This window comes from Streptomyces sp. NPDC020884, from assembly GCF_044333935.1.
Classification (GTDB): Bacteria; Actinomycetota; Actinomycetes; order Streptomycetales; family Streptomycetaceae; genus Streptomyces.
On the sequence record NZ_JBIRRY010000006.1, the window covers coordinates 128,171 to 152,518 of the forward strand.

Sequence of the window (24,348 nt, forward strand, 5' to 3'; positions counted from 1 at the left end):
AAGAAAGCCGCCGTCCCGACATGCGGACGGCGGCTTTCCGGTGCGTTCGGCGGGTTCGGCCAACTACTCACCCTTGGCCGAATGTTCCCGGTTCAGATAGTTGTACACGGTGAACCGGGAGACGCCCAGGGCGCTCGCGACGGTCTCCACTCCGTGCCGCACCGAGAAGGCACCGCGTGCCTCCAGCGTCCGGACGACGCTCTGCTTGGCCTTGCGGTCCAGGTCAGCGAGCGGCATCCCGTGCCGCCGCTCCATCGCGGCCAGGATGTGGTCCAGCGAGTCGGAGAGCTGGGGCAGGCGTACGGCTATGACGTCCCGGCCCTCCCAGGCGAGCACCACATCGTCCGGCTCGGCCTGCTCGGGACCCATCAGTTCCGCGCCCATCGCGTCGACGAGCGGCTTGACCGCGGAGACGAGAGGGTGATCGGCCATGGACGGGGAGTGATCGACGGATTCGGTCACTGTGCGTCCTCCCCGATCACGTTGACCTGGAGCGAGACCCGGGTGGCGCCCGAGGCCAGGGCCTGGCGCAGCAGCGAGTCCACGGCGGTGAGCACCTCGTCCGCGCCCCCTTCCGCGGTGTTGCCGAAGGGGCCGACGTCCACGGCGTCCAGCCCGGCGCTCTGGATCACCTCGCGGGCCACCACCGCGTGGGTGGGCGCCTCGTCGAGATCGAACGGCTCGGTGGTGAATTCCACCCTCAAGCGCACTGTGCCTCCATGGTCTCCTCGCCCCGGGTGCGGGCTCCCGCGGCTCGGCCACGACTGTAACCGCTGGAAGGGGCCCCGCCCCGGTGCGTGCGGGGCCCCGAGGGCCGCGGTCACGGGAGCGGCAGCACGCAGACCGCGACCGGCGCCGGGAAGGGGTCGCCCACGGCGCTCAGCGAGCCGTCGGAACCGACCCCGAAGACGGTGACGGTGGAGGAGCGCTGGTTCGCGGCGAGGAGCAGGGAGCCGTCCGGGGACAGGGCGAGCTGGCGGGGCCAGTCGCCGCCGACGGGCACGGTGTCCAGCAGTCGCAGGGCCGCCCCGTCGTCCTCCACGGCATAGCGGGTGAGGCTGTTGTGGCCCCGGTTGGCGAGGTAGACGTACGCCCCGTCGCCGGTGACCACCGGCTGGGCGGGGTAGCTGGTGCCCGATCCCGTGCCCGTGGACTGCCCCGGGCCCGGGGTGAGGGCGCCGGTGGCGGGGTCGTAGGCGCAGACGACCAGGGTGTTGTCCAGCTCGCAGGCCAGGTAGGCGAAGCGCCCGCCCGGGTGGAAGGCCAGATGACGGGGGCCGGAGCCGGGCTCCAGAGCGGCGCGGGAGACCTCGCCGAGCGTCCCGGCGGTCGCGTCGAGCCGGTAGGTGTACACGGTGTCGGTGCCCAGGTCGACGGCGAGGACGTGGCCGCCGTCGGGGGCGGTGACGACCTGGTGGGCGTGCGGCCCGCCCTGGCCGGGTCCGGGCGGCGGAGAGCTGTGGGTGACCAGGTCGGTGCGCTCCCCCAGCGAGCCGTCCTGCGCGATCGGGTGGACGGCGACGCTGCCGGAGGAGTAGTTCGCGCTCAGCAGCCAGTCTCCGGACGGGTGGACGCAGAGGTGGGTGGGGCCGGAGCCGCCGGTGGGGCGGCTGCCGAGCACCTCGTACGTCCCGTCCGGCGCGAGCGCCACGGCGGTGACCGCGCCCGCGTCCTGCTCGGCGACCGCGTAGACGGTGGCGCCGGAGGGGTGCAGGGCCAGGTACGAGGGGTTCTCGACGCCGCTGATCGTCGGCCCGGGGATGATCGCGCCGGTGCCGGTGTCGTACGCGGCGGTGCCGATGCCCGTGCCGCCTCCCGCCTCGGAGGTGTACGTGCCGAGGAGCAGCGGGCGGGTGGCGCGCGGGGCGGCGGCCGGCGTGGGGGCCGGGGCCGGGCGGGCCGCGGCCGGGGCGGGCGCGGCGAGGGCGGGGGCGGCGGCCAGGGCGGCCCCCGCCAGCAGACCGCCGAGGAGGCTGCGCCGGCTGGGCGGACCGGACGCGGGAGCGGGGTGACCGGGGGCGGAGTTCGGGTGGGGGGCTGCGTTCATGCGAGGCACCTCGGGTGGGGGTTCGGCTGCTCCGGATGTGTCCGCCACCCTGGCCCGCCGAGGCCCCCCGGGCAAGAGGTGCAACAAGAGTTGCATCCTGTGCAACGGGGCCGGGGCCGGGAACTGAGGCCGGGTCAGCCGCCGGCCTGGATGTCTCCCCTGGTCGAGGAGGCGATGGCGTCGCCGTGCGCGAAATCCCCGGGCGGGATGCCCGGGTGGTGGTGGCCCTCCCGGTCGGGGGCGACCTCGGCCGCCGGGCCCAGCGCGAGCCGGGAGACGATCCGGTAGCGATCGCCCCGGTAGAGCGAGTGGACGTACTCCACCGGGCGGCCCGTGGTGTCGGAGGTCAGCCGCTCGAAGAGCAGCGCGGGGGACAGCTCGGGGACGTCGAGCAGCCGGGCCTCGGCGCGGGAGACGACCGTGGGCTCGATCGCCTGGACCGCCTCGTGGACGTGCACGCCGTGGGTGCCCCGCAGATGCTCGTACAGGTCGCCGCTCTCCAGCTCCTGCGCACTGAGGCCCGGCACCAGCTCGGCCCGGATGTGCAGATGCTCGATGGCCATCGGCGCACCGTCGACCAGGCGCAGTCGCGCCACGTAGACGATCTCGGCGGCGGGCGACATCCGCAGCTTGCGGCCGACCCGGGCGCCCGCCTGGAGCGTGGTGAACTCCAGCAGCCGGCTCGACCAGGCGCCCGCCGCCCGGGGCACGCTCAGCGCCCGGTCCCCGGCGACCAGCTCCTGGGTGATCTTGGCGGGGGCGACGAACATGCCCCGCCCGTGTTCGCGCACCAGGAGCCCGGCGGCGACCAGCTCGTCGGCCGCCGCGCGCACGGTGGGCCGCGACACGCCGAGCAGGGCGCACAGGGCGCGCTCCGAGGGGATGGCGTCCCCGGGGCTGCGCGACTCGATCAGCTCCAGTACCGCATCGCGGGTGCGCTCCCGTTTGAGCACCGTCCCCGGCACGTCCGCGTCCACGCGTTCCCCTCCCGACGGGTCGGTTTTCCTTACCAGTTGACTACCAGTCCAGCCGAACCGGCCTGCTGGTCAGGTGAAGTGTAGCGCCTCCCCGGGAACACAAAAGCGATCTCGTTACGCACAGATCACCAAATCCCCTTTGTACGCAAGGGGTTGACGACCTCATTGGTCTATGCCACCTTCAACCCCCATCGAGAGGTGAGCTGTCCAGTGCACCCCACTGGTCAGGTGGTCAGGTCAGGTCAGGTCCGTCAGATCAGTTCTGCTTCCGAGGTGAACCGTGAAGTACCGCTTGCTTGCCGGTGGGTCCGCGCTCTTCCTGACCGCCGCGCTCAGTGCCTGTAGTTCGTCGTCCGGATCGGACTCCGGGAACGGGGACGGCCGGACGACGGTGGACGTCTGGCTGATGCGCGACAGCGTCTCGGCCCGGTTCCAGAAGGAGTTCACCGCGGACTTCGAGAAGCGCCACCCGACGATCGACGTGAAGATCCAGATCCAGGAGTGGGACGGGATCGGCCAGAAGATCACGGCCGCCCTGGCGAGCAACGACGCCCCGGACGTCATCGAGGCGGGCAACACCCAGGTCGCGCAGTTCGCGGAGAGCGGCGGACTGCTCGACCTCAGCGACCGGACCGAGGAGCTGGACGGCGAGAACTGGCTGAGCGGGCTGGCGGAGCCGGGGTCCTACGAGGGCAAGCAGTACGGGATCCCGTACTACGCGGCGAACCGGGTGGTCATCCACCGCACCGACCTCTTCGAGAAGGCGGGCGTCGACGCGGCGGCGATCAAGACCCGTGAGCAGTGGATCGATGCCACCGCCCAGCTCAACAAGGGCGGCACGCAGGGCATCTACCTGCCCGGACAGACGTGGTACGCCCTGGCCGGCTTCGTCTGGGACGAGGGCGGCGACCTCGCCGCCGAGTCCGACGGCACCTGGTCCGGCGCGCTGGACACCCCCGAGGCGCTGCGCGGCATGGCGTTCTACCAGGAGCTCCAAGCGCTCGGCAAGGGCCCCAAGGACTCCGACGAGGACGACCCGCCGCAGGCCGAGGTGATGGCCCAGGGGCAGGTGGCGCAGATCATCTCCACGCCGGGCGGGGCGAACGTCATCACCGAGAACAACCCCGACCTCAAGGGCAAGCTGGCCTTCTTCCCGATCCCGGGCAAGACCGCGGACGCGCCGGGCGCGGTCTTCACCGGCGGCTCCGACCTGGTCGTGCCGGCCGCCGCGGCCCACCCCGACGAGGCCGTCGCCTTCATCAAGGACCTGACCGGGGACACCTGGCAGAAGAAGCTCGCCGTCGCCATGAGCTATGTGCCCAACCGGACCACGCTGGCCTCCGCGGTGGCCGACGACCCGGGGGCGGCGGCGATGGCGGTCGGCGCGGCCAACGGGCACGCCACGCCCAACACTCCGGGCTGGGCGGCGGTCGAGGCGGAGAACCCGATCAAGGACTACATGACGGCCGTGCTCACCGGGGGCGATCCGGCGAAGGAGGCGGCGAAGGCGTCGCAGGACATCACCCGGGCCATGAACGCCGGTTCCTGACCGCGATCCCTCCCCCGCCGACCACGAAAGGAGGCGTGCCGTGCCGGTCGTCGACCAACGGACCGCACCCCGCACACCCCGGCGGCGCCCGGCCCCGCGCCTCGCCGTGGGCAAGGACCCGTCCCCGCAGGGCAGGGTGCACGGCCTCTGGCCGTACGCCCTGGTCGCCCCTGCCGTGGGCGGCATGCTCTATCTGCTGGTCTACCCGCTGGTGCGGGCCGTGCTGATCTCGTTCCAGGACTTCCGGCTGCGTCAACTGATCGCCGGAGACGCGGAGTTCGTCGGGCTTCGGAACTACCGGACGCTGCTGTCGGACCCCCGCTTCTGGGAGGTGGTGCGCCGCACCTTCCTGTTCATGGCGATCAACGTCGTCCTGATCATGGTGATCGCCACCCTGGTCGCCCTGATGGTGGAGCGGCTGGGCCGGATCGGGCGGACGGTGGTGCTGTGCTCGCTGGTGCTGGCCTGGGCGATGCCGGTGGTGGCGGCGACCACGGTCTTCCAGTGGCTGTTCCACTCGGAGTTCGGGATCGTCAACTGGTCGCTGACCTCGCTCGGCTTCGACTCCTTCGAGCGCTATCCGTGGTTCGCCGACGGGACCGCCGCCTTCGCGATCCTGGTGACGCTGATCGTCTGGCAGTCGGTGCCGTTCGCCGCGATCACCCTGTACTCGGCGCTGACCACCGTGCCGCTGGAGCTCTACGAGTCGGCGCGGCTGGACGGAGCCGGCGCGGCGCGGATCTTCCGCTCGGTCACCTTCCCGATGCTGCGGCCGATCTTTCTGCTGGTCCTCTCGCTGGAGGTGATCTGGACGTTCAAGGCGTTCGTCCAGATCTGGGTGATGACCCGGGGCGGACCGGGCGACGCGACGACGATCCTGCCGGTCTACGCGGTCCAGACGGCCCTCTCCGGCCAGCGGTACGACCTGGGTTCCGCCGCCTCGATGGTCACCGTGGTCCTGATGTCCGGGGTGCTCGTCCTCTACTTCCGCCAGATGCTCCGCCAGGAGGACGAGTCCCGATGAGCCCGCGTACCGTACGCCCCCGACTGCGACGGCTCCCGCTGAACACCGCCGCCGCCGTGACCGTGGTGATCTGCCTCTTCCCGGTCTACTGGATGATCTCCACGGCCTTCAAGCCGTCCAAGGACATCCAGTCCGCCGACCCGCAGCTCTTCCCGCACACCTGGACGCTCGACCACTTCCGACGGGCGGTGGAGGCCGACGGGTTCGCCCTGTTCTGGCGCAACAGCATCCTGGTCACGCTCGGGGCCGTCCTGCTGGCGCTGCTGGTGGCGCTGGGCGCGGCGTACGCCGTGGCGCGGATGCGGTGGAAGGGCCGGCGGCAGTTCATGCTGATGATCTTCATCGCGCAGATGGCGCCGTGGGAGTCGCTGATCATCCCGGTCTACATCATCTCCCGGGACACCGACATGCTCGACCGGCTGCCGACGCTGACGCTGATCTACTTCATGATCACGCTGCCGTTCACGGTCGTGGTGCTGCGCGGCTTCATCGGGACGATCCCGCCGGAGCTGGAGGAGGCCGCACAGGTCGACGGCTGCACCAGGACCGGGGCGTTCTGGCGGGTGGCGATGCCGCTGCTGGCCCCGGGGTTGATGGCGACCTCGCTGTTCGGCTTCATCACCGCCTGGAACGAGTTCGCCTACGCCAACTTCCTCATCATCAAGCAGCAGGACAACCGGACCCTGCCGGTCTGGCTGTCGTCCTTCCAGAACACCTTCGGCACCGACTGGGGCGCCACGATGGCCGCCTCCACCCTCTTCGCGCTGCCCGCCCTGGTGATCTTCCTGCTGCTCCAGCGCCATGTCACCTCCGGCTTCGCCGCCGGCGCCGTCAAGGGCTGAGCGGGCAGGACACCCCGCCGCCGCCCGCTCCTCCGCCCGTCCGCGCACCGCATCCGGAGGCCCCCGTGCCCGCACCGCGTCCCGCTCTCTCCCTCCTCCCCCGGCCCACCAAGGTCTCCTCGCTGGGCGGCCGGCTCACCCTCGACCGGGAGACCACCGTCCGGGCGCTGCCGGGCGCGGAACCGGCGGCGGACCTGCTGCGCTCCCTGGTCGGCCCCGCCGCCGGGCTGCCGCTGGCCCCGTCGCCGGACGGCCGGGTCGTCCTCGCGCTGGACGGCCGGCTGGGCGGCCTCGGCGAGGAGGGGTACGGGCTCACGATCGGACCGCAGGCGCTCCTGCTGCGCGCCGCCCGTCCCACCGGGCTGCTCCGGGGCGTGCAGACGATCCGCCAACTGCTGCCCGCGGAGGCCCTGTCGGGCGGCGCGCGGGGATCCGGGTCCTGGGAGGTGCCGTGCGTGGAGATCACCGACGTACCGGACCGGCCCTGGCGCGGCGCGATGCTGGACGTGGCGCGGCGCTTCCAGCCGGTCGGCCAACTGCGCCGGTACGTGGACCTGTTGGCGCTGCACAAGCTGAACGTCCTGCACCTGCACCTCACCGACGACCAGGGCTGGCGGATGCCGGTCGACGCCTACCCCCGGCTGATCTCGGTCGGCTCCCGGCGGGCCAGGTCGCAGAAGGGGCCGACCGGTCCGGACGGGGCGCACTTCGACGCGGTGCCGCACGAGGGGTCCTACACCAAGGCGGAGCTGCGGGACCTGGTGCGGTACGCGGCGGAGCTCGGCGTCACCGTCGTACCGGAGATCGAGATGCCCGGCCATGTGCGGGCCGCGCTCGCCGCCTACCCGGAGCTGGGCAACCACCCGGGACGCGCGCTGGACGTGTGGACCCGCTGGGGGGTGTGCGACACGATCCTCGGCGTGCACGAGGGGGTCTTCGACTTCTGCCGCGCGGTGCTGGAGGAGGTGATGGACGTCTTCCCGTCGCCGTACGTCCACATCGGGGGCGAGGAGTGTCCGACCACCGAGTGGGAGGAGAGCCCGGCGGCCCGGGAACGCGCGGCGGCACTGGGGCTCGCGGACCCGGCGGAGCTGCACGGCTGGTTCATGGGCCGGGTCGGGGCGTTCCTCGTGGAGCGCGGCCGCATTCCGCTCGGCTGGGTCGAGAACGGCGCCGAACTCCCCCCGGAGTTCACGGTGATGACCTGGCGCGACTCCTCGCACGCGCGGGCCGCCGCCCGCCGCGGCCATCAGGTGATCGCCGCGCACCACCGGGCGACCTACCTCGACTACGCCCAGTCCGGGGACCCGTCCGAGCCGGTCGCCCAACCGGGAGCGCCGGTCGACCTGCACACGGTCCACGGGTACGAACCGGCTCCGGAGCACTGGCCGGAGGAGGAACGGGCCCGGGTGCTCGGGACCCAGGCCCAGGTGTGGACCGAGTACGCCCGCACCCCCGAGGAGATCGAGTACCTCAGCTACCCGCGGCTCTGCGCGCTGGCCGACCGTTCCTGGTCCGGCGGGCGCGGCGACTGGCCGGGGTTCGTCGAGCGGCTGCGTCACCACACCGCCCGGCTGGACGCCCTGGGCGTCCCCTACCGCCCGCTGGACGCGCGGTCGCTCGCGACGGCCGCCGCGTCCCCGACACCATCCCCGTCCCCGTCCGCAGGAACAGCGCGACTCCACCCGTAACCGTCCCCCACCATCGTTCCGGAGAGGAACACGCCTGTGAACACACCGCCCAAGAATCCCCGCCGGAGCAGGCTGCGCACCGCCGCCGCGTCGGCCGCCGCCGTGGCCCTGGCCGCCACCGGTCTGGCCGCCCTCCCGTCCTCGGCGTCCGCCGCGGCGGACGGGATCGTGGTCCAGTACCGCACGAGCGCGTCCGGTGCGAGCGCGGACCAGAGCGAGCCGTGGCTGAAGGTCCGTAACGCCGGCGCCACTTCCGTACCGCTGAGCAGCGTCAAGGTGCGCTACTACTTCAAGGCCGACTCCGCGTCCGCCGCCTACCGGTTCGCCTGTTCCTGGGCGGTGAAGGGGTGCGCGAACATCACCGGTACGTTCGGGACGCTCGCCAGTCCGACCGCCACCGCCGACCGCTATCTGGAGATCGGCTTCACGGCCGGCGCCGGTTCGCTGGCGCCGGGCGCGGACACCGGCGACCTGCAGCTCCGCTTCCACCAGAGCTCCTGGGCCTCCCTCGTCCAGTCCGACGACTACTCCTTCGGCGCCGAGCGGTCCGCCTACGGCGACTGGTCCAAGGTGACGGCCCATGTCGCGGGCGCGACCGTCTGGGGCGAGGCGCCCGGAGGGAACGGCCCGACCGACCCGCCGGACCCGACGGACCCGCCCACCGACCCGCCGGGGGACGCGCCGAAGCTGTTCGACGACTTCGACTACAGCTCCCACACCGACCCGAAGATCAACGCGAACGGCTGGAGCGTACGGTCCAACTCCGGCGGTCCGGGGGTGCCGGGCGCGACCTGGGCCCCGGAGAACGTCACCTTCGCCGACCAGAGCGGGAACTCGGTGATGAACCTGGAGACCTCGTCGGCGGGCACCGGGGCGTCGACGAAGCACACCGAGATCCTGACGCAGTCGATGAAGTTCAAGAACGGGACGTACGCGTCCCGGGTGAAGTTCAGCGACGCGCCGCGCTCGGGTCCGGACGGCGACCGGATCGTGCAGACCTTCTTCACCATCAACGACCTGAAGGCGCCGATGGCGGACGACTACGCGGAGTACGACTTCGAGTATCTGCCCAACGGCGGCTGGGGCGAGCCGGCGAACATCCTCTACACGACGTCGTGGGAGACCTACCGGCCCGACCCGTGGGAGGCGGTCAACGCGCACAGCGAGTCGCGGCAGTCGTTCGCGGGCTGGCACGACCTGGTGGTGACGATCGACGACAACGAGATCACCTACTACATCGACGGGCAGCACTTCGGGACGCACGGGGCGGCCTACCTCCCCGAGCGGCCGATGTCGATCAACTTCAACCAGTGGCTGATCGACCTCGAAGGGCAGCCGAGCACCACCCCTCGCTCCTACGACCAGCAGGTGGACTACGTCCTGCACGTCAAGGACGAGGTGCTCACCCCGGCACAGGTCAACGCGATGGTCGGCGCGTACCGAGGTGCGGGAACGTCCTTCGAGGACACGGTCCCGGCGGGATAGGGACCGCGCGTACGGCGTGAGAGCCGGGCGGGGCGGGGGTCGAGGGCGGCCCCCGCCCCGCTTTCGTATGCCCGGGGGCGCCCGCGCCACCGATTCCGTACGCCCGCGACCGGGGCCAATTTTCCGGCACCCCCTTGACAGCCCTGCCACCCTCCGGGCAATCTTCCGTTAAGCAGAAACTAACTTCCGCAATACGGAAGGAGCGCCGACATCCTCATGGGATACCCGGACCAGCGCTTCAATGTGAACCTTTCGATCCTCTTCACGGAACTCCCGCTCCTGGAGCGTCCCGCGGCAGCCGCCGCGGCGGGCTTCACCGCGGTCGAGCTGTGGTGGCCCTGGATCGAGACCCCCACCCCGCCGCAGGCGGAGCTCGACGCCCTCAAGAAGGCGCTCGACGACGCCGGCACCCAGCTGGTGGGGCTGAACTTCTACGCCGGACAGCTGCCCGGCCCCGACCGCGGCGCGCTCTCCGTGCCCGGCACGGAGTCGGACCGCTTCCGGGCCAACATCGAGGTGGCGGCCGACTTCGCCGCCTCGGTCGGCTGCACGGCGCTCAACGCGCTGTACGGCAACCGCGTCGAGGGCACGGACCCGCAGGTCCAGGACGCGCTCGCCCTGGAGAACCTGGTGACGGCCGCCCGCGCGGCGGACCGCATCGGGGCGATCCTCCTGGTCGAGACGCTCAACAAGCCCGAGTCGCCGCTCTATCCGCTGGTCAGCGCACCGGCCGCGATCGAGGTCGTCGACAAGGTCAACGCGGCGACGGGCCTCGGGAACGCCAAGTTCCTGCTGGACCTCTACCACCTCTCGATGAACGGCGAGGACCTGAGCCAGGTCATCAAGGCGTACGCCGCGAAGACCGGCCACGTCCAGATCGCCGACAACCCGGGCCGCGGCGCGCCGGGCACCGGCTCGCTCCCGCTGGAGCAGCTCCTCGACGAGCTGAAGGACGCCGGGTACGCGGGCTGGGTCGGCCTGGAGTACAAGCCGGGCGACCGGCCGAGCGCGGAGTCCTTCGACTGGCTCCCGGCGTCGGCCCGAGCGGCCCACTGACCGGCCGCGGACGGGCCGGGGCGGCCTCCGGCCGCACCCGACCCCCTCACGTACACACGTTTTTCAGGAAGGCACCCTCATGAGCAACAACCTCCCCAAGGTTGCGTGGATCGGCCTCGGCATCATGGGCTCCCCCATGTCCGAGAACCTGATCAAGGCCGGTTACGACGTCACCGGATACACCCTGGAGCAGGACAAGGTCGACCGGCTGGTCGCGGCCGGCGGCACCGGCGCCTCCTCGATCGCGGACGCGGTCAAGGACGCGGATGTCGTCATCACGATGGTGCCCGCCTCCCCGCAGGTCGAGGCCATCGCCTACGGCGCCGACGGCATCCTGGAGAACGCCAAGCGCGGCGCGCTGCTGGTGGACATGTCCTCCATCACCCCGCAGACCTCCGTGGACCTCGCCAAGAACGCGGCGCCGAAGGGCATCCGCGTCCTGGACGCACCGGTCTCCGGCGGCGAGGCCGGCGCCATCGAGGCCGTCCTGTCCATCATGGTCGGCGGCGAGCAGGCGGACTTCGACGCCGCGAAGCCGCTCCTCGACGCGCTCGGCAAGACCATCGTGCTCTGCGGCCCGCACGGCTCCGGCCAGACGGTGAAGGCGGCCAACCAGCTCATCGTCGCGGTCAACATCCAGGCCTGCGCCGAGGCCGTGGTCTTCCTGGAGAAGTCCGGGGTGGACCTCGCCGCCGCGCTGGACGTCCTCAACGGCGGTCTGGCCGGCTCGACCGTGCTGACCCGCAAGAAGGACAACTTCCTGAAGCGGGACTTCGCCCCCGGCTTCCGGATCGACCTGCACCACAAGGACATGGGCATCGTCACGGACGCCGCCCGCAACGTCGGCGCGGCGCTGCCCGTCGGCGGTGTGGTCGCCCAGCTGGTCGCCTCGCTGCGCGCCCAGGGCGACGGCGGCCTGGACCACTCGGCGCTGCTGCGCTCGGTCGAGCGGCTGTCCGGCTCCCAGGTCTGATCCCTCCCCCGGCCCCGCGAAGGGGCGACCGGCCACGATCGCCGGTCCGCCCCCGGGGCCACGGCCCGCACGACGGGCCCCACATTCTCCGGGCCGCGGTGGCGCTGACACCTGTCCTGTCGCGCCCAGGCGCTGCCGCGGCCCGGAACCACACACTTCGTTTTCAACAAACTGTTGACGTTGCCCCGCGGCGAATCTACGCTCCTCAAGCCGTCAGCAGCTCGTACGAAAGGTCCTCCCGCCACATGGCTAAGCGTGTGCTCACGACCGAGTCAGGCGCCCCGGTCGCCGACAACCAGAACTCCGCCACCGCCGGTGTCGGCGGACCGATCCTCCTCCAGGACCAGCACCTCCTGGAGAAGCTCGCCCGCTTCAACCGTGAGCGCATCCCGGAGCGCGTGGTCCACGCCCGCGGCTCCGGCGCGTACGGCTACTTCGAGGTGACCGACGACGTCACCGGCTTCACCCGCGCCGACTTCCTCTCCCAGGTGGGCAAGCGCACCGAGACGTTCATCCGCTTCTCGACCGTCGCCGACTCGCTCGGCGGCGCGGACGCGGTCCGCGACCCGCGCGGTTTCGCCCTCAAGTTCTATACGGACGAGGGCAATTACGACCTGGTCGGCAACAACACCCCGGTGTTCTTCATCAAGGACCCGATCAAGTTCCCCGACTTCATCCACTCGCAGAAGCGCGACCCGTTCACGGGCAAGCAGGAGCCGGACAACGTCTGGGACTTCTGGGCGCACGCCCCCGAGGCGACGCACCAGATCACCTGGCTGATGGGCGACCGCGGCATCCCCGCCTCGTACCGTCACATGAACGGCTACGGCTCGCACACCTACCAGTGGACGAACGCCGAGGGCGAGGCCTTCTTCGTCAAGTACCACTTCAAGACGAACCAGGGCGTGCGGTCCCTCTCCGGCGAGCAGGCCGCCGAGCTCGTCGGCAAGGACGCCAACTCCCACCAGACGGACCTGCTCCAGGCCATCGAGCGCGGCGTCAACCCCTCCTGGACGCTGCACGTCCAGGTGATGCCGGCCGCCGACGCCGCCGACTACCGGTTCAACCCGTTCGACCTCACCAAGGTGTGGCCGCACAGCGACTACCCGCTCCAGCGGGTCGGCCGCCTGGTCCTGGACCGCAACCCGGACAACGTCTTCGCCGAGGTCGAGCAGTCCGCGTTCTCCCCGAACAACTTCGTGCCCGGCATCGGTCCCTCCCCGGACAAGATGCTCCAGGGCCGGCTGTTCGCCTACGCGGACGCGCACCGCTACCGCCTGGGCGTCAACCACACCCACCTGCCGGTGAACGCGCCGAGGACCGCCGTCGTGGACAACTACGGCCGCGACGGCATCCACGCGACCCGCAACGGCTCGCGCCACGACAAGAACTACGAGCCCAACTCGTACGCCGGTCCGGCGCAGACCGACGCGGCGCTCGCCGCCCCGCTCGCGATCCACGGCTGGACGGGCACGCACGAGGCGCCCGCCCACACCAAGGACGACGACTTCTTCCAGGCGGGCGAACTCTTCCGGCTCATGTCGGAGGACGAGAAGGGCCGCCTGGTCGCGAACATCGCCGGAGGCCTCTCGCAGGTCACCCGCGACGACGTGATCGAGAAGAACCTCGCCCACTTCCACGCCGCCGACGCCGACTACGGCAAGCGCGTGGAGAAGGCCGTCCGCGCCCTGCGCGAGGACTAGGCCACCCCCTGAACCCTGCCCGCACCGCGCACCCGGATGAGGGGTGCCGCGCGGCGCGGGCAGGACGACGAGGCCGCGGCGGTCGAGCGATGCCAGTGCGGTGGTGAAGGACCCGGGGACCGTCTCCTGACCTGAAGGAGCCGGCTTCCCCGGGCCGATCGCCGCCGCCGCGGTCCCTGTCACCCGAGCGACACCTTTGCGTCACCCCATGAACGAGGGCGCGGAGTACGGATACGGTCCCGTACTCCGCGCCCTTTCACGTGCCCGGCCACGGCGTGGGCCCACGTCCCGCACTTCCAGCCCGTCCGGCGTTTGAGGACGGCCCCGTGGCCACCCGGAACCGTTGCCACTGCGTGGGCCCGCGTCCCGCACCCCCAGCCCGTCCGGCGCTTGAGGACTGACCCGGGGCTCTGGCGTGAGCCCGCACTTCCAGCCCGTCCGGCGCTTGAGGACGGAACCGGGGCTCTGGAGCGAGCCGTTCCCTGCGTGAGGGACACGCCCTCAGCCCTGTTCAGCGAGTGCGGGCCCACCCGCTCCAGGGTTCCGCCCTCAAACGCCGGGCAGGCTGGGGGGGGCGCACCCCCGGGCAGACTGGATACGCGGCGAGGGCCCCTGGCCCGGAGGGGTTCTCCGGGGCAGGGGCCCTCGTGGGTGACGGGTGGGGTCAGGACGCCGTCAGGGGGCGGATCGCGGTGGGGGCGTGGGACGGGTCCGTGGCGATGTCCTCGAACTCGTTGACCGACGCGATGTCACTACCGCTCATCGCGATGTTCGTGACCCGCTCCAGGATCGCCTCGACGACCACCGGCACCCGGAACTCCGCGGCCAGCTTCTTCGCCTCCTCGAAGGCCGGCAGCAGCTGGTCCGGCTCGGTGACCCGGATCGCCTTGCAGCCGAGGCCCTCGACGACCTTGACGTGGTCCACGCCGTAGACGCCCAGCTCCGGGGAGTTGATGTTCTCGAACTCCAGGTTGACCTGGAAGTCGATGTCGAAGTTGCGCTGCGCCTGGCGGATGAGCCCCAGGTAGGAGTTGTTCACCAGGACGTGCACGTACGGGATGCGGTGCTGCGCGCCGACGGCCAGCTCCTCCAGCATGAACTGGAAGTCGTAGTCGCCGGACAGGGCGACGACCGTGCCCTCCGGGTCCGCGGTGGCGACGCCCAGCGCAGCCGGGATCGTCCAGCCGAGGGGGCCCGCCTGGCCGCAGTTGATCCAGTGGCGGGGCTTGTAGACGTGCAGCATCTGCGCGCCGGCGATCTGGGAGAGCCCGATCGTGGTGACGTAACGGGTCTCCGGGCCGAACGCCCGGTTCATCTCCTCGTACACGCGCTGCGGCTTGAGCGGCACGTTGTCGAAGTGGGTCCGGCGCTGGAGGGTCGCCTTGCGCTCCTGCGTGGAGGCGGCCCAGACCGAACGGTCCTTCAGCTCGCCCGCGGCCTTCAGCTCGCGCGCCACCTCGACGAAGAGCTTCAGCGCGGCCTTGGCGTCGGAGGCGATGCCGAGGTCCGGGGCGAAGATCTTGCCGAGCTGGGTGGGCTCGATGTCCACGTGGACGAAGGTGCGGCCCTGGGTGTAGACGCCGATCTCGCCGGTGTGACGGTTGGCCCAGCGGTTGCCGATGCCGAGGACGAAGTCGGACTCCAGGAAGTTCGCGTTGCCGTAGCGGTGCGAGGTCTGCAGGCCCACCATGCCGGCGTTCAGCTCGTGGTCGTCGGGGAGGATGCCCCAGCCCATCAGGGTCGGGATGACCGGGACGCCGGTCAGCTCGGCGAACTCCACCAGGAGCTCGGAGGCGTCGGCGTTGATGATGCCGCCGCCCGCGACGAGCACCGGGCGCTCCGAGGCGTTCAGCATCTGGATCGCCCGCTCGATCTGCTTGCGGGAGGCCGCGGGCTTGTGCACCGGGAGGGGCTCGTACAGCTCGGGGTCGAACTCGATCTCGGTGAGCTGGACGTCGATCGGCAGGTCGATGAGGACCGGGCCGGGCCGGCCGGTGCGCATCAGGTGGAAGGCCTGCTGGAACACGCCGGGGACCTGCGCGGCCTCCAGGACGGTCGTCGCCGCCTTGGTGACCGGCTTGGCGATCGACGCGATGTCGACGGCCTGGAACGACTCCTTGTGGAGCGCGTCCGTCGGCGCCTGGCCGGTGATGCAGAGGATCGGGATGGAGTCGGCGATGGCGGAGTACAGACCGGTGATCATGTCGGTGCCCGCCGGGCCCGACGTACCGATGCAGACGCCGATGTTGCCGGCCGTGGCCCGGGTGTAGCCCTCGGCCATGTGGGAGGCGCCCTCGACGTGCCGGGCCAGGGTGTGCTGCACCCCGCCGGAGGCCTTGAGGGCCGCGTAGAAGGGGTTGATCGCCGCACCCGGCACACCGAACGCGTTGCTGACGCCTTCGCGCTTGAGGATCTCAACTGCCGCTCGGGCAGCGGTCATACGAGGCATTGAGTGCTCCTGCTCGGGATTGGTGGAGTCGGGCTCTGTCGCGCCACCTGAGAGCACCAATTCCGCATTACGGAAATTCAGTTCTGCTATACGGAAGCAATCTAAAACGTGGGACGACCGCCGTCAAGAGCGTGTGCCGCCGACCGCCCGGACGAAGTGCGCCAATCCCCTCCCCAGAGCCTCGCTCCTGGTGGACGATGCTGTGACGAGGGAGGCACGGAGCGCAGTCGGCCGCGCCGTCCGTGCCGGAGGGAGACGATCGTGGAGTCCGTGCCGGTACGGTGCCCTGTCTGCAGCCGGGACCACGCCTACAGAACACCGGCGTACCCCTGCCCCTGCGGGACCCCCACCGCCCCGCCGCTGCTGCGGGGCGTCCCGGCGGTCCTGGTCACCCACCGCAGCTGGAGCGAGGCCTGGGTCACCGTCCGCTGCGCGTCCTGCGCGCGGGAGGACCAGTGGCCGCAGCCCGAGCTGTGCTGCCCCTGCGGGACCGTCCTGCGGATACCGGTGCGCCCGGCGGCCGCCGCGCCGGACCCGGCCGGCCCGGTCGCCCCCGCCCACATCCCGCTGCCCCGCACCGCCGCGCACCCGCGCCCGGCGTTCCGGCCGATGACCATCCGTACGGGCCACGACGCGGTCAGCGCGGCCGGCCTTTATCTGACCTGGCTGGGCTACCCCGACGTCGGCCGGCCCGGGGCGGGCCCCGCCTCCGGGATCGACCTGCGGGCCGACGGCCTGATCGCGCGGGTCGACTCCAGCACCCGGCCGACGACGCTGCGCGCGGTCGAGTGCCTGTGGCTGAACGCCCTGGGCGCCTCGGTGACCGGCGTGTTCTTCTCCCTCGCGGGGTACGCGGCCGACGCCCGGTCCCGCGCGGACGGCATCGGGCTCCCGCTCTTCGTCATCGACCTCACCGGGACCCCGCAGCCGGTGAACGGCCCTGCGGACGAGCTGGTCAGCACGGGGGCCTGAGCAGCCCCGGCCACCCGAGGTCCCGGCAGGGCCCTGGCCGGCGCCCGCCCTCCGGCCATCCCGATCCGGCCACCGCGTACCGGTCCGCCGTCCGGCGCGGCACACTGAGTACATGCGTATCCGCTCCGCCAGACGCTCGGAACTTCCGCTTCTCCAGGACATCGAGCGCGCCGCAGGGGAACCGTTCCGCACCCTGGGCATGGCCTTCGTGGCCGACGACGATCCGCCCCCGCTCGACCTGCTGGAGAGCTACCGGCTGGCAGGCCGCTGCTGGGTGGCCACCGACCCACTCTCGGCCACCGGCGACCGGCCGCTCGGCTATGTGCTCGCCGACCCCGTCGACGACGCCCTGCACATCGAGCAGGTCTCGGTCGACCCCGCCGCCGCCCGCCGGGGCATCGGCCGGAACCTGATCGCCCACCTCGCCGCCCTGGCCTCGGCCCGGGGGATGGCGGCGCTCACCCTGACCACCTTCACCGATGTGCCGTGGAACGCCCCGTACTACGTCCGCATCGGCTTCCGGATCCTGCCCGAGGGCGAACTCACCGACGGGCTGCGGGCGATCCGCGCCGAGGAGGCCCAGCACGGCCTGGACCGCTGGCCCCGGGTCTGCATGCGGCGCGAACTGACCTCCGCCGCCCGCCCGCCGGACACTCCGGGGCCCGTCGAGCCTCCGCGGGTCCCGGAACCTTCGGGAGCATCGGAGGGGTCCTCGGACGCCGCGACAGCCGTGGCTGTCCGTGGTGGCGCTTAAGACCCACCGGCAATCGGGGGGCGGCGTCGCGGGGCTGGGCACGCACATCTGCGGCGTTGTCGTCAATCACCAACGCTCCGCGTTGACTCAATCCTCCGCCTTGCAGCTGCACGCACCCAGCCCCGCTCCTTCTCCCACCCCCCGATTGCCGGTGGGTCTAAGCTGTGCGCATGGCCTTACTCCCGGACAGCTCCCTCCCCGCAGACCGCCCCGCGCCCGCCGCCGAGCAGGCCAACGAGGCCATCCGCGCGCTCGTCGACTCCTCCGGACAGGACTGGTCCCCGAGGGAGGCGGCGACGTACGAGGTGCTGCTCATCGAGTGGGCGGCGGCGACCCGGGGCGGCCCCGACATCATCGAAGCCGCCTGAGGGGACGCCCGAGACGACAGGCAGGCTCAGTCCGCGTACGTCTCGCGTAGTTCGATCTTGCGGACCTTGCCGCTCACCGTCATCGGGAAGGACTCCAGGATCCGCAGCCCGCGTGGGACCTTGAAGTGCGCGAGCCGCTCCCGGCAGTACCCGGCGACCTCCTCCAGGGTCGGCGGGTCGGCCGGGTCCCGGGGGATGACACAGGCCAGGATCTCCTCGCCGTAGCGCTCGTCCGGCACCCCGACCACCTGGACGTCGGCGATCTTCGGGTGGCCGTACAGGAACTCCTCGATCTCCCGTGGGTACACGTTCTCGCCGCCTCGGATGATCATGTCCTTGATCCGGCCGACGACCTGGACGTATCCGTCCTCGCCCATCACCGCGAGGTCGCCGGTGTGCATCCACCGCCCCGCGTCGATCACCTCGGCGGTGCGGTCGGGCTGGTCCCAGTAGCCGAGCATCACGCTGTAGCCCCGGGTGCGCAGTTCCCCGGCGCTGCCGCGCGGCAGCGTGACGCCGGTGACCGGGTCGACGATCTTGACCTCGATGTGCGGCAGCACCCGGCCCACCGTGCCCGTGCGGCGCCCCAGGTCGTCGTCGCGGCGGGTCTGGGTGGAGACGGGAGAGGTCTCCGTCATCCCGTAGCAGATGGACACCTCGGCCATGTGCATCTCGGCGACGACCCGCTTCATCACCTCGGCCGGGCAGGGCGAACCGGCCATGATCCCGGTGCGCAGCGAGGAGAGGTCGTACGCCGCGAAGTCCGGCAGGTTCAGCTCCGCGATGAACATCGTCGGCACGCCGTACAGCGAGGTGCAGCGCTCCTGCTCGACGGCGGCCAGCACGGCGGCGGGCTCGAAGGACGGGCCCGGGATCACGATGCAGGCGCCGTGGGAGGTGCTGGCGAGGTTGCCCATCACCATGCCGAAGCAGTGGTAGAAGGGCACCGGGAGGCAGACCCGGTCCTCCTGCGTGTAGGCGATCGTCTCCCCCACGGAATGCCCGTTGTTGAGGATGTTGTGGTGGGAGAGCGTCGCCCCCTTGGGGAAGCCCGTGGTTCCCGAGGTGTACTGGATGTTGATCGGGTCGTCGCAGGACAGCTCGGCCTCCCGGGCGGCCAGTTGCTCCCCGGTGACGGCGGGGGCGGCGGCGGTCAGCTCGTCCCAGGACGGGTCGCCGATGTAGTGGACGGCGCGCAGGTCCGGGCAGTCGGCGCGGACCTCGTCGACGAGGGCGCGGTAGTCGCTGGTGCGGTGGGAGAGGGAGGCGACGAGCAGAGTGATGCCGGCCTGGACGAGGACGAACTCCACCTCGTGGGCGCGGTAGGCGGGGTTGATGGTGACCATGACGGCCCCGATGCGGGCCGTGGCGTACTGGACGAGCACCCACTCGGGGCAGTTGACCGCCCAGATGCCGACCCGGTCGCCCTTCGCCACCCCGGACGCCATGAGCGCGCGGGCCAGCTCCTCGACGTCCGCGCCGAATTCCGTGTACGTCCAGCGGCGGCCCGACACCACGTCGACCAGCGCCTCGCGGTCGCCGTGCGCGGCGATGGCACGGTCGAGGTTGCGGCCGATGGTGTCGCCCAGCAGCTCCGTGTCGCCGGTGCCGTGCGCGTAGGACAACTTCCCGTGCGGCAGAGCGCTCACTTCAGGTCCCCCTCGTCGAACTCGGCGCCGCCGCCCAGGGCGGTGCGTTCGCGGAGCTCGATGCGGCGGATCTTGCCCGAGACGGTCTTGGGCAGTTCCGCGAACTCCAGCCTGCGGATGCGTTTGTACGGGGCGAGAACCGCCCGGGAGTGCTCGAAGAGGAGCTTGGCGGTGTCCGGTCCCGGCTCCCAGCCCGCCGCGAGCACGACGTACGCCTTCGGGACGGAAAGGCGGACCGGGTCGGGGGCGGGCACCACCGCGGCCTCGGCGACCGCCTCGTGCTCCAGGAGGGCGCTCTCCAGCTCGAACGGCGAGATCTTGTAGTCGGAGGCCTTGAACACGTCGTCGGCGCGGCCGACATAGGTGATGTAGCCGTCCTCGTCGCGTGCGCCGATGTCCCCGGTGCGGTAGTAGCCGCCGGCCATCGCCTCGGCGGTGCGGTCCGGGTCACCGTGGTAGCCGGTCATCAGGCCGATCGGGCGGTCGGCCAGGTCGAGGGAGATCTCGCCCTCGGCCGCCCCGGGCCGGCCGGTGACCGGGTCCAGCAGTTCTACGGTGAAGCCGGGGCTTGGGCGGCCCATGGAGCCGGTCTTGAGGAGCTGGCCGGGGGTGTTGGCGACCTGGACGGCGGTCTCCGTCTGTCCGAAGCCGTCCCGGATGGTGACGCCCCACTCCCGCCGGACCGTCTCGATGACCTCCGGGTTTAGCGGCTCCCCCGCCGCGACGACCTCGCGCGGCGGGACCTTCAGCTGGCCCAGGTCCGCCTGGATGAGCATCCGCCAGACGGTGGGCGGGGCGCAGAAGCTCGTGATGCCCGAGCGGTCCATCTCGGCCATCAGACGGCCCGCGTCGAAGCGGGTGTAGTTGAAGATGAAGACGGTGGCCTCGGCGGTCCACGGGGCGAAGAGGTTCGACCAGGCGTGCTTGGCCCAGCCGGGCGAGGAGATGTTCAGATGGACGTCGCCCGGTTTGAGCCCGATCCAGTACATCGTCGACAAGTGGCCCACGGGATAGGACACATGGGTGTGCTCGACCAGTTTGGGGCTGGCCGTGGTGCCGGAGGTGAAGTAGAGCATCAGCGGTTCGTCCGCGTCCGTCTCCCGGCCGGGCGTGAACGCGGCGGACGCCTCGGCCGCGTCCGCGTACGGCAGCCAGCCCGCCACGTCCGCGCCCACCGCGATCCGCGTGTAGCGGCCGGGGACCTCGTCGAACTTCGCGGTGTCCGTGTCGCGCACCAGCACATGGCGCACCCGGCCGCGCTCCACCCGGTCGCGCAGGTCGGCGGGGCCGAGCAGCGGGGTGGCGGGGATGACGACGGCGCGCAGCTTCATCGCGGCGAGGGCGGTCTCCCACAGCTCGACCTGGTTGCCGAGCATCACCAGGATGCGGTCGCCCTCCCGCACGCCCTGCCCCTGCAACCAGTTGGCGGCCCGGTCGGAGCGTTCGGACATCGCAGCGAAGGACACCTCGGTGCGCCGGCCGTCCTCCTCCACGATGTGCAGGGCGGTGCGGTCGTTGTTCTCCGCGATCACGTCGAACCAGTCCAGCGCCCAGTTGAAGTGGTCCACCCGGGGCCAGCGGAAGCCCGCGTACGCCCGCGCGTAGTCCTCGCGGTGCTCCAGCAGGAAGTCCCGGGCGGCCCGGAACGTCTCGGTCGCGCTGGTTGCCGACATGTGCCCTCCTCATTACGGACCGGTCGCCTAACATCATGCAAACAGTGACCCAGGTCTCACCACCCCCGGACGGGGGTGGCCCCTCCCCCGTCCGGGGGACGGCACGGGCCGGGTGAAAGGGCGTCGGAGTGCCGGAACCGGACGATGCGGTCGAGATGCAGGCAGCGCTGCTGAGGCTGCGCCGCACGAGCGGACTTCCCGTCGTGTTCGGCGGCCTGCTGTCCGACGCGCGCCATGCGCGGATCGCCGAGCTGAACGGGGCGCAGACCAGCGCGCTGCGGGGCCTGGTCATCTCCGCCGGAAGCGGCCTGGGCGGCAAGGCCATCGCCCTGTCCCGGCCCTGCGCGGTGACGGACTACGCCTTCTCGCGCCACATCAGTCACGAGTACGACGCGGCGGTGGCGGCGGAGGGCCTGCGCTCGGTCGTCGCGGTCCCCGTCGTCGTACGGCGTTCGGTGCGGGGCGTGTTGTACGGGGCGCTGCGCACCCCGGTCACCCTCGGCGACCGGACGTTCGACGCGGCGGTGGCGGCGGCCCGTGACGTGGAGCAGTCGCTCGCGGTGCGGGACGAGGTCCGGCAGCTGCTGGCGGCGGGCCGGGAGCAGGTGAGCGATCCGGACACGGTGCCCGGCACCTGGGAGGACGTGCGCGAGGCCCACCGCGCCCTGCGTGCTCTGGCCCCCCGGGTCGTCGATCCGGCGCTGCGCGAGGAACTCCTGGACGTCTGCGGGCGCCTGGCCTCGGCGTCGGGCGCTCGGGCGCCGGCCGCCCGGGAGGTCCACCTCGCGCCGCGCGAGGTGGACGTGGTGGCGTGCGTGGCGGCGGGCGCGACGAACGCGGCGGCGGCCGAGCGGCTCGGGCTGCGGCCGGAGACGGTGAAGGGGTATCTGCGGTCCGCGATGCGGAAGCTGGGGGCGCACACCAGGCTGGAGGCGGTGGTGGCGGCCCGCCGGGCGGGGCTGCTGCCCTGATCCGCGTGCCGTGGCCGCCGGCCGTGGTGCCGTCAGTCCCCGTAGTCCAGGAACGTGCCGAACCGGATGTCGTGGTCCGTCGCGTCCGTCATCACGGCCACCATCCGCACCGCCTCCTCGGTGATCTCCGCGCGCTCGTCGCGGGACAGGCTCCGGAGCGCCTGGACGGTCAGGATCGCCGTGCCGCCCTCGCGGTCGATGCGCCAGACCGCGTCGAAGAACCCGTCGATCAGCACGGACCCGTACGCCTGGTTGCCGACCCCGTTGCGGCCCTTGTTCACCGCGGGGATGACACGGGTGCGGTCGGCGTGGCCGAGGAGGAGGTTGTCGAACTCGGGCAGGAAGCGCGCCGGGGCCGGGGTGTCGGGTTCGGGGCGCGGGGCGTCGGGGAGGTCGAAGAGCTCGACGCCCCGCTCGTCCCGGAAGGTGAGCAGCCGGGGCCTGAGCCGTTCGAAGGCCTCCTTCGTGCGGGTGAGCCCCGCCCATGACTGGAAGTCCCGCACCGAGGCGGGTCCGAACGCGCCCAGGTAGCGCAGGACGGTGGCGTCGAGTGCGGGAACGGGGGCCGCGGGCCGGCCGAGCCACTGCTCGGCGGTGGTCAGCGCGACCTGCCCGCTGCGGCCCCACAGACCGCGCGGGGTGACCTGGACCAGCGGCAGCAGGCAGCGGGCGGCGACCGTGAGCGCCAGGGGGTCGGCGTCCGGCCAGCGCGCCAGGAGCTCGTCCCGCAGCTCCTTGACGGGGCGCGGGCGCTCCTCGACCAGCTCCTTGGCGAGCGCCGCGAGCCCGTCCAGGTCGACCCCCTCCAGCCCGCGCCGGAAGTTCTTCAGCTCCCGGTCGCGGGCCGCCTGCACCAGGGGGCGCAGGGTGAGCGCGTCGTCGGCCGTATGGGTGTGGAGGGTGGAGCGCAGGGTGACGATCCGGACCACCTCGCGGGCTTCCATCAGGCCGGACAGTTCCGCGGGGTCGAAGTCGGCGAGCCGGGAGTAGAGCTGGAAGTACGGCGGCTTGGTGTTCTGGGCCTGGAGCCCGAGGAGGTGGGCGACCGCGTCCTTCGCGGACATCGTGGACCGGCGCAGCAGGAGCTGACGGTCCAGGGTCGCCCGGTTCAGCGCCCGGGTGGAGAGGACGGCGGGCTGTGCGGCGGTGCGGTGCGTCTTCGCGGCCATGCCCGCACGCTACCGGGGCTTGCGGTCGGATCCGGTCCGCAAGTCCCCGGGTGTGTGCACTACGCCCACCGGCCCCGTGCGCCGGGCGTCCCGGCGGGACCGGCTCCATGATGAACCGGTGATCAGTGTCCTGTTCGCCGTCCTCACCGCACTCAGCAACGGATCCGCCTCGGTGCTCCAGCGCCGGGCGGCGATGCGGGTGCCCGACAGCGAGGCGATGCGGCTCTCGCTGATCGGTCATCTGCTGCGTCAGAGGGTGTGGCTGGCGGGGATCGGTCTGGTGATCGTGGCGGCGGTCTGTCAGGCGGTCGCGCTGGCCACCGGGCCGATCGCGGTGGTGCAGCCGATCTTCGTGATCGAGCTGCCGGCGACCCTGCTGATCGCCGGGTTCGTGATGCGGGCCCGGGTGGAGCGGGCCGTCTGGTACGGGGTCGCGGCCGTCACGGTCGGCCTCGCGCTGGGCATGGTGTCGGCCGCTCCGGTCGAGGGAAGCGACACGGTCCGGGACGCGGCGTGGGTTCCGGCGCTGGTGCTGACCGCGGTGTTCGAGGCGGGGCTGATCGGCGCCGCGCTGCGGACCCGCGGCAATCCCCGGGCGGCCCTGCTGGGGCTGGCCGCCGCGTGCGGCTACGCGCTGACGGCCGCCCTGATGAAGGACGCGATGGCGAACCTCGACGACGGCGGGGTCCTCGCGCTGCTGGCGTCCTGGCAGTTGTACGCCACGGCGGCGGCCGGGGTGGGCGCCCTGTTCCTGCTCCAGAACGCTCTTCAGGCGGGCAGTCTGGTGGCCGTGCAGCCGATGCTGACCCTGGGGGACGCGCTGATCAGCATCCTGTACGGGGTGACGCTGTTCGGCGAGGAGCTGCGGACCGGCTGGTGGCTGCTGCCGGAGCTGGCGGCGCTGGCCCTGATCGCCGCGGGGTGCGTGCGCCTGGCCCGTACGCCGCTGGCGGCGGGCACGCTCGCACCGCCGCCCGCCGCCTCCCGGTGACCGCC

General features: G+C 71.9%; 21 protein-coding genes. 13 read left to right on the top strand and 8 right to left on the bottom strand.

Annotated elements, in window-relative coordinates; genetic code table 11:
* Positions 1–63: 63 nt before the first annotated feature.
* The 4 genes from ACH4UK_RS20005 to ACH4UK_RS20020 form a co-directional block, all read right to left on the bottom strand.
* Positions 64–462: a helix-turn-helix domain-containing protein gene (locus ACH4UK_RS20005; RefSeq protein ID WP_398357987.1), complete on the bottom strand. Its 399-nt coding sequence runs from the start codon at positions 460–462 to the stop codon at positions 64–66.
* Positions 459–698 (bottom strand): thiamine-binding protein, encoded by a 240-nt coding sequence (locus ACH4UK_RS20010; RefSeq protein ID WP_398358520.1) that lies wholly within the window; start codon positions 696–698, stop codon positions 459–461. Before ACH4UK_RS20010 ends, ACH4UK_RS20005 begins: the two co-directional genes overlap by 4 nt.
* Positions 699–820: 122 nt before the next feature.
* Positions 821–2,047, bottom strand: coding sequence for a lactonase family protein (locus ACH4UK_RS20015; protein WP_398357989.1), 1,227 nt, complete (start codon positions 2,045–2,047; stop codon positions 821–823).
* A gap of 134 nt (positions 2,048–2,181) precedes the next feature.
* On the bottom strand, positions 2,182–3,024 hold the full coding sequence (locus ACH4UK_RS20020; RefSeq protein WP_398357991.1) for a GntR family transcriptional regulator: 843 nt from the start codon (positions 3,022–3,024) through the stop codon (positions 2,182–2,184).
* Positions 3,025–3,304: 280 nt separating this feature from the next.
* Here ACH4UK_RS20020 and ACH4UK_RS20025 point away from each other — a divergent pair, with 280 nt between their 5' ends.
* The 8 genes from ACH4UK_RS20025 (at position 3,305) to ACH4UK_RS20060 (ending at position 13,347) form a co-directional block, all read left to right on the top strand.
* Positions 3,305–4,573, top strand: coding sequence for an extracellular solute-binding protein (locus ACH4UK_RS20025; RefSeq protein ID WP_398357993.1), 1,269 nt, complete (start codon positions 3,305–3,307; stop codon positions 4,571–4,573).
* A gap of 40 nt (positions 4,574–4,613) precedes the next feature.
* Positions 4,614–5,597: a carbohydrate ABC transporter permease gene (locus ACH4UK_RS20030; RefSeq protein ID WP_398357995.1), complete on the top strand. Its 984-nt coding sequence runs from the start codon at positions 4,614–4,616 to the stop codon at positions 5,595–5,597.
* Positions 5,594–6,439: a carbohydrate ABC transporter permease gene (locus ACH4UK_RS20035; protein ID WP_398357997.1), complete on the top strand. Its 846-nt coding sequence runs from the start codon at positions 5,594–5,596 to the stop codon at positions 6,437–6,439. Before ACH4UK_RS20030 ends, ACH4UK_RS20035 begins: the two co-directional genes overlap by 4 nt.
* Before the next feature lie 65 nt (positions 6,440–6,504).
* Positions 6,505–8,130 carry a beta-N-acetylhexosaminidase gene (locus ACH4UK_RS20040; RefSeq protein WP_398357999.1) on the top strand — a complete coding sequence of 542 codons (1,626 nt, stop codon included), beginning with the start codon at positions 6,505–6,507 and terminating at the stop codon, positions 8,128–8,130.
* Between the two features lie 36 nt (positions 8,131–8,166).
* On the top strand, positions 8,167–9,615 hold the full coding sequence (locus tag ACH4UK_RS20045) for a cellulose binding domain-containing protein (RefSeq protein WP_398358001.1): 1,449 nt from the start codon (positions 8,167–8,169) through the stop codon (positions 9,613–9,615).
* Positions 9,616–9,831: 216 nt separating this feature from the next.
* Positions 9,832–10,671, top strand: a complete 840-nt coding sequence (locus ACH4UK_RS20050; RefSeq protein ID WP_398358003.1) for a TIM barrel protein — start codon at positions 9,832–9,834, stop codon at positions 10,669–10,671.
* Positions 10,672–10,750: 79 nt separating this feature from the next.
* Positions 10,751–11,644 (top strand): 2-hydroxy-3-oxopropionate reductase, encoded by an 894-nt coding sequence (locus tag ACH4UK_RS20055; protein ID WP_398358004.1) that lies wholly within the window; start codon positions 10,751–10,753, stop codon positions 11,642–11,644.
* A 245-nt stretch (positions 11,645–11,889) separates the two neighbouring features.
* Positions 11,890–13,347 (top strand): catalase, encoded by a 1,458-nt coding sequence (locus ACH4UK_RS20060; RefSeq protein WP_398358006.1) that lies wholly within the window; start codon positions 11,890–11,892, stop codon positions 13,345–13,347.
* A 664-nt stretch (positions 13,348–14,011) separates the two neighbouring features.
* Here the strand turns inward: ACH4UK_RS20060 and gcl are convergent.
* On the bottom strand, positions 14,012–15,796 hold the full coding sequence (gene gcl, locus ACH4UK_RS20065) for a glyoxylate carboligase (RefSeq protein ID WP_398358008.1): 1,785 nt from the start codon (positions 15,794–15,796) through the stop codon (positions 14,012–14,014).
* Positions 15,797–16,057: 261 nt separating this feature from the next.
* Here gcl and ACH4UK_RS20070 point away from each other — a divergent pair, with 261 nt between their 5' ends.
* The 3 genes from ACH4UK_RS20070 to ACH4UK_RS20080 all read left to right on the top strand — a co-directional run bounded on the left by ACH4UK_RS20070 (position 16,058) and on the right by ACH4UK_RS20080 (position 17,890).
* On the top strand, positions 16,058–16,768 hold the full coding sequence (locus tag ACH4UK_RS20070; RefSeq protein WP_398358010.1) for a hypothetical protein: 711 nt from the start codon (positions 16,058–16,060) through the stop codon (positions 16,766–16,768).
* A 112-nt stretch (positions 16,769–16,880) separates the two neighbouring features.
* Positions 16,881–17,522: a GNAT family N-acetyltransferase gene (locus tag ACH4UK_RS20075; protein WP_398358012.1), complete on the top strand. Its 642-nt coding sequence runs from the start codon at positions 16,881–16,883 to the stop codon at positions 17,520–17,522.
* 170 nt (positions 17,523–17,692) lie between these two features.
* Positions 17,693–17,890 carry a hypothetical protein gene (locus ACH4UK_RS20080; RefSeq protein WP_398358013.1) on the top strand — a complete coding sequence of 66 codons (198 nt, stop codon included), beginning with the start codon at positions 17,693–17,695 and terminating at the stop codon, positions 17,888–17,890.
* A 26-nt stretch (positions 17,891–17,916) separates the two neighbouring features.
* Here ACH4UK_RS20080 and ACH4UK_RS20085 read toward each other — a convergent pair whose 3' ends face one another.
* Both ACH4UK_RS20085 and ACH4UK_RS20090 read right to left on the bottom strand, forming a co-directional pair.
* Entirely contained in the window at positions 17,917–19,539 is a 1,623-nt protein-coding gene (locus ACH4UK_RS20085) for an AMP-binding protein (protein WP_398358015.1), read from the bottom strand.
* Positions 19,536–21,212, bottom strand: a complete 1,677-nt coding sequence (locus ACH4UK_RS20090) for an AMP-binding protein (protein ID WP_398358017.1) — start codon at positions 21,210–21,212, stop codon at positions 19,536–19,538. The genes ACH4UK_RS20085 and ACH4UK_RS20090 overlap by 4 nt, the downstream gene beginning before the upstream one ends.
* Positions 21,213–21,340: 128 nt before the next feature.
* Here ACH4UK_RS20090 and ACH4UK_RS20095 point away from each other — a divergent pair, with 128 nt between their 5' ends.
* Positions 21,341–22,183 (top strand): response regulator transcription factor, encoded by an 843-nt coding sequence (locus tag ACH4UK_RS20095; protein ID WP_398358019.1) that lies wholly within the window; start codon positions 21,341–21,343, stop codon positions 22,181–22,183.
* Positions 22,184–22,215: 32 nt separating this feature from the next.
* Here ACH4UK_RS20095 and ACH4UK_RS20100 read toward each other — a convergent pair whose 3' ends face one another.
* Positions 22,216–23,352, bottom strand: a complete 1,137-nt coding sequence (locus ACH4UK_RS20100; RefSeq protein WP_398358021.1) for a winged helix DNA-binding domain-containing protein — start codon at positions 23,350–23,352, stop codon at positions 22,216–22,218.
* Between the two features lie 118 nt (positions 23,353–23,470).
* Here ACH4UK_RS20100 and ACH4UK_RS20105 point away from each other — a divergent pair, with 118 nt between their 5' ends.
* Complete coding sequence (locus ACH4UK_RS20105) at positions 23,471–24,343, top strand: DMT family transporter (RefSeq protein WP_398358023.1); 873 nt, start codon at positions 23,471–23,473, stop codon at positions 24,341–24,343.
* Positions 24,344–24,348: the final 5 nt, after the last annotated feature.

What these genes read in the sequence shown, in the direction of transcription:
- gcl (WP_398358008.1), bottom strand. Translation starts at nt 15,796, where the DNA reads ATGCCTCGTATGACCGCTGCCCGAGCGGCAGTTGAGATCCTCAAGCGC.
- ACH4UK_RS20080 (WP_398358013.1), top strand. Translation starts at nt 17,693, where the DNA reads ATGGCCTTACTCCCGGACAGCTCCCTCCCCGCAGACCGCCCCGCGCCC.
- ACH4UK_RS20015 (WP_398357989.1), bottom strand. Translation starts at nt 2,047, where the DNA reads ATGAACGCAGCCCCCCACCCGAACTCCGCCCCCGGTCACCCCGCTCCC.
- ACH4UK_RS20050 (WP_398358003.1), top strand. Translation starts at nt 9,832, where the DNA reads ATGGGATACCCGGACCAGCGCTTCAATGTGAACCTTTCGATCCTCTTC.
- ACH4UK_RS20100 (WP_398358021.1), bottom strand. Translation starts at nt 23,352, where the DNA reads ATGGCCGCGAAGACGCACCGCACCGCCGCACAGCCCGCCGTCCTCTCC.
- ACH4UK_RS20060 (WP_398358006.1), top strand. Translation starts at nt 11,890, where the DNA reads ATGGCTAAGCGTGTGCTCACGACCGAGTCAGGCGCCCCGGTCGCCGAC.
- ACH4UK_RS20075 (WP_398358012.1), top strand. Translation starts at nt 16,881, where the DNA reads ATGCGTATCCGCTCCGCCAGACGCTCGGAACTTCCGCTTCTCCAGGAC.
- ACH4UK_RS20055 (WP_398358004.1), top strand. Translation starts at nt 10,751, where the DNA reads ATGAGCAACAACCTCCCCAAGGTTGCGTGGATCGGCCTCGGCATCATG.
- ACH4UK_RS20090 (WP_398358017.1), bottom strand. Translation starts at nt 21,212, where the DNA reads ATGTCGGCAACCAGCGCGACCGAGACGTTCCGGGCCGCCCGGGACTTC.
- ACH4UK_RS20035 (WP_398357997.1), top strand. Translation starts at nt 5,594, where the DNA reads ATGAGCCCGCGTACCGTACGCCCCCGACTGCGACGGCTCCCGCTGAAC.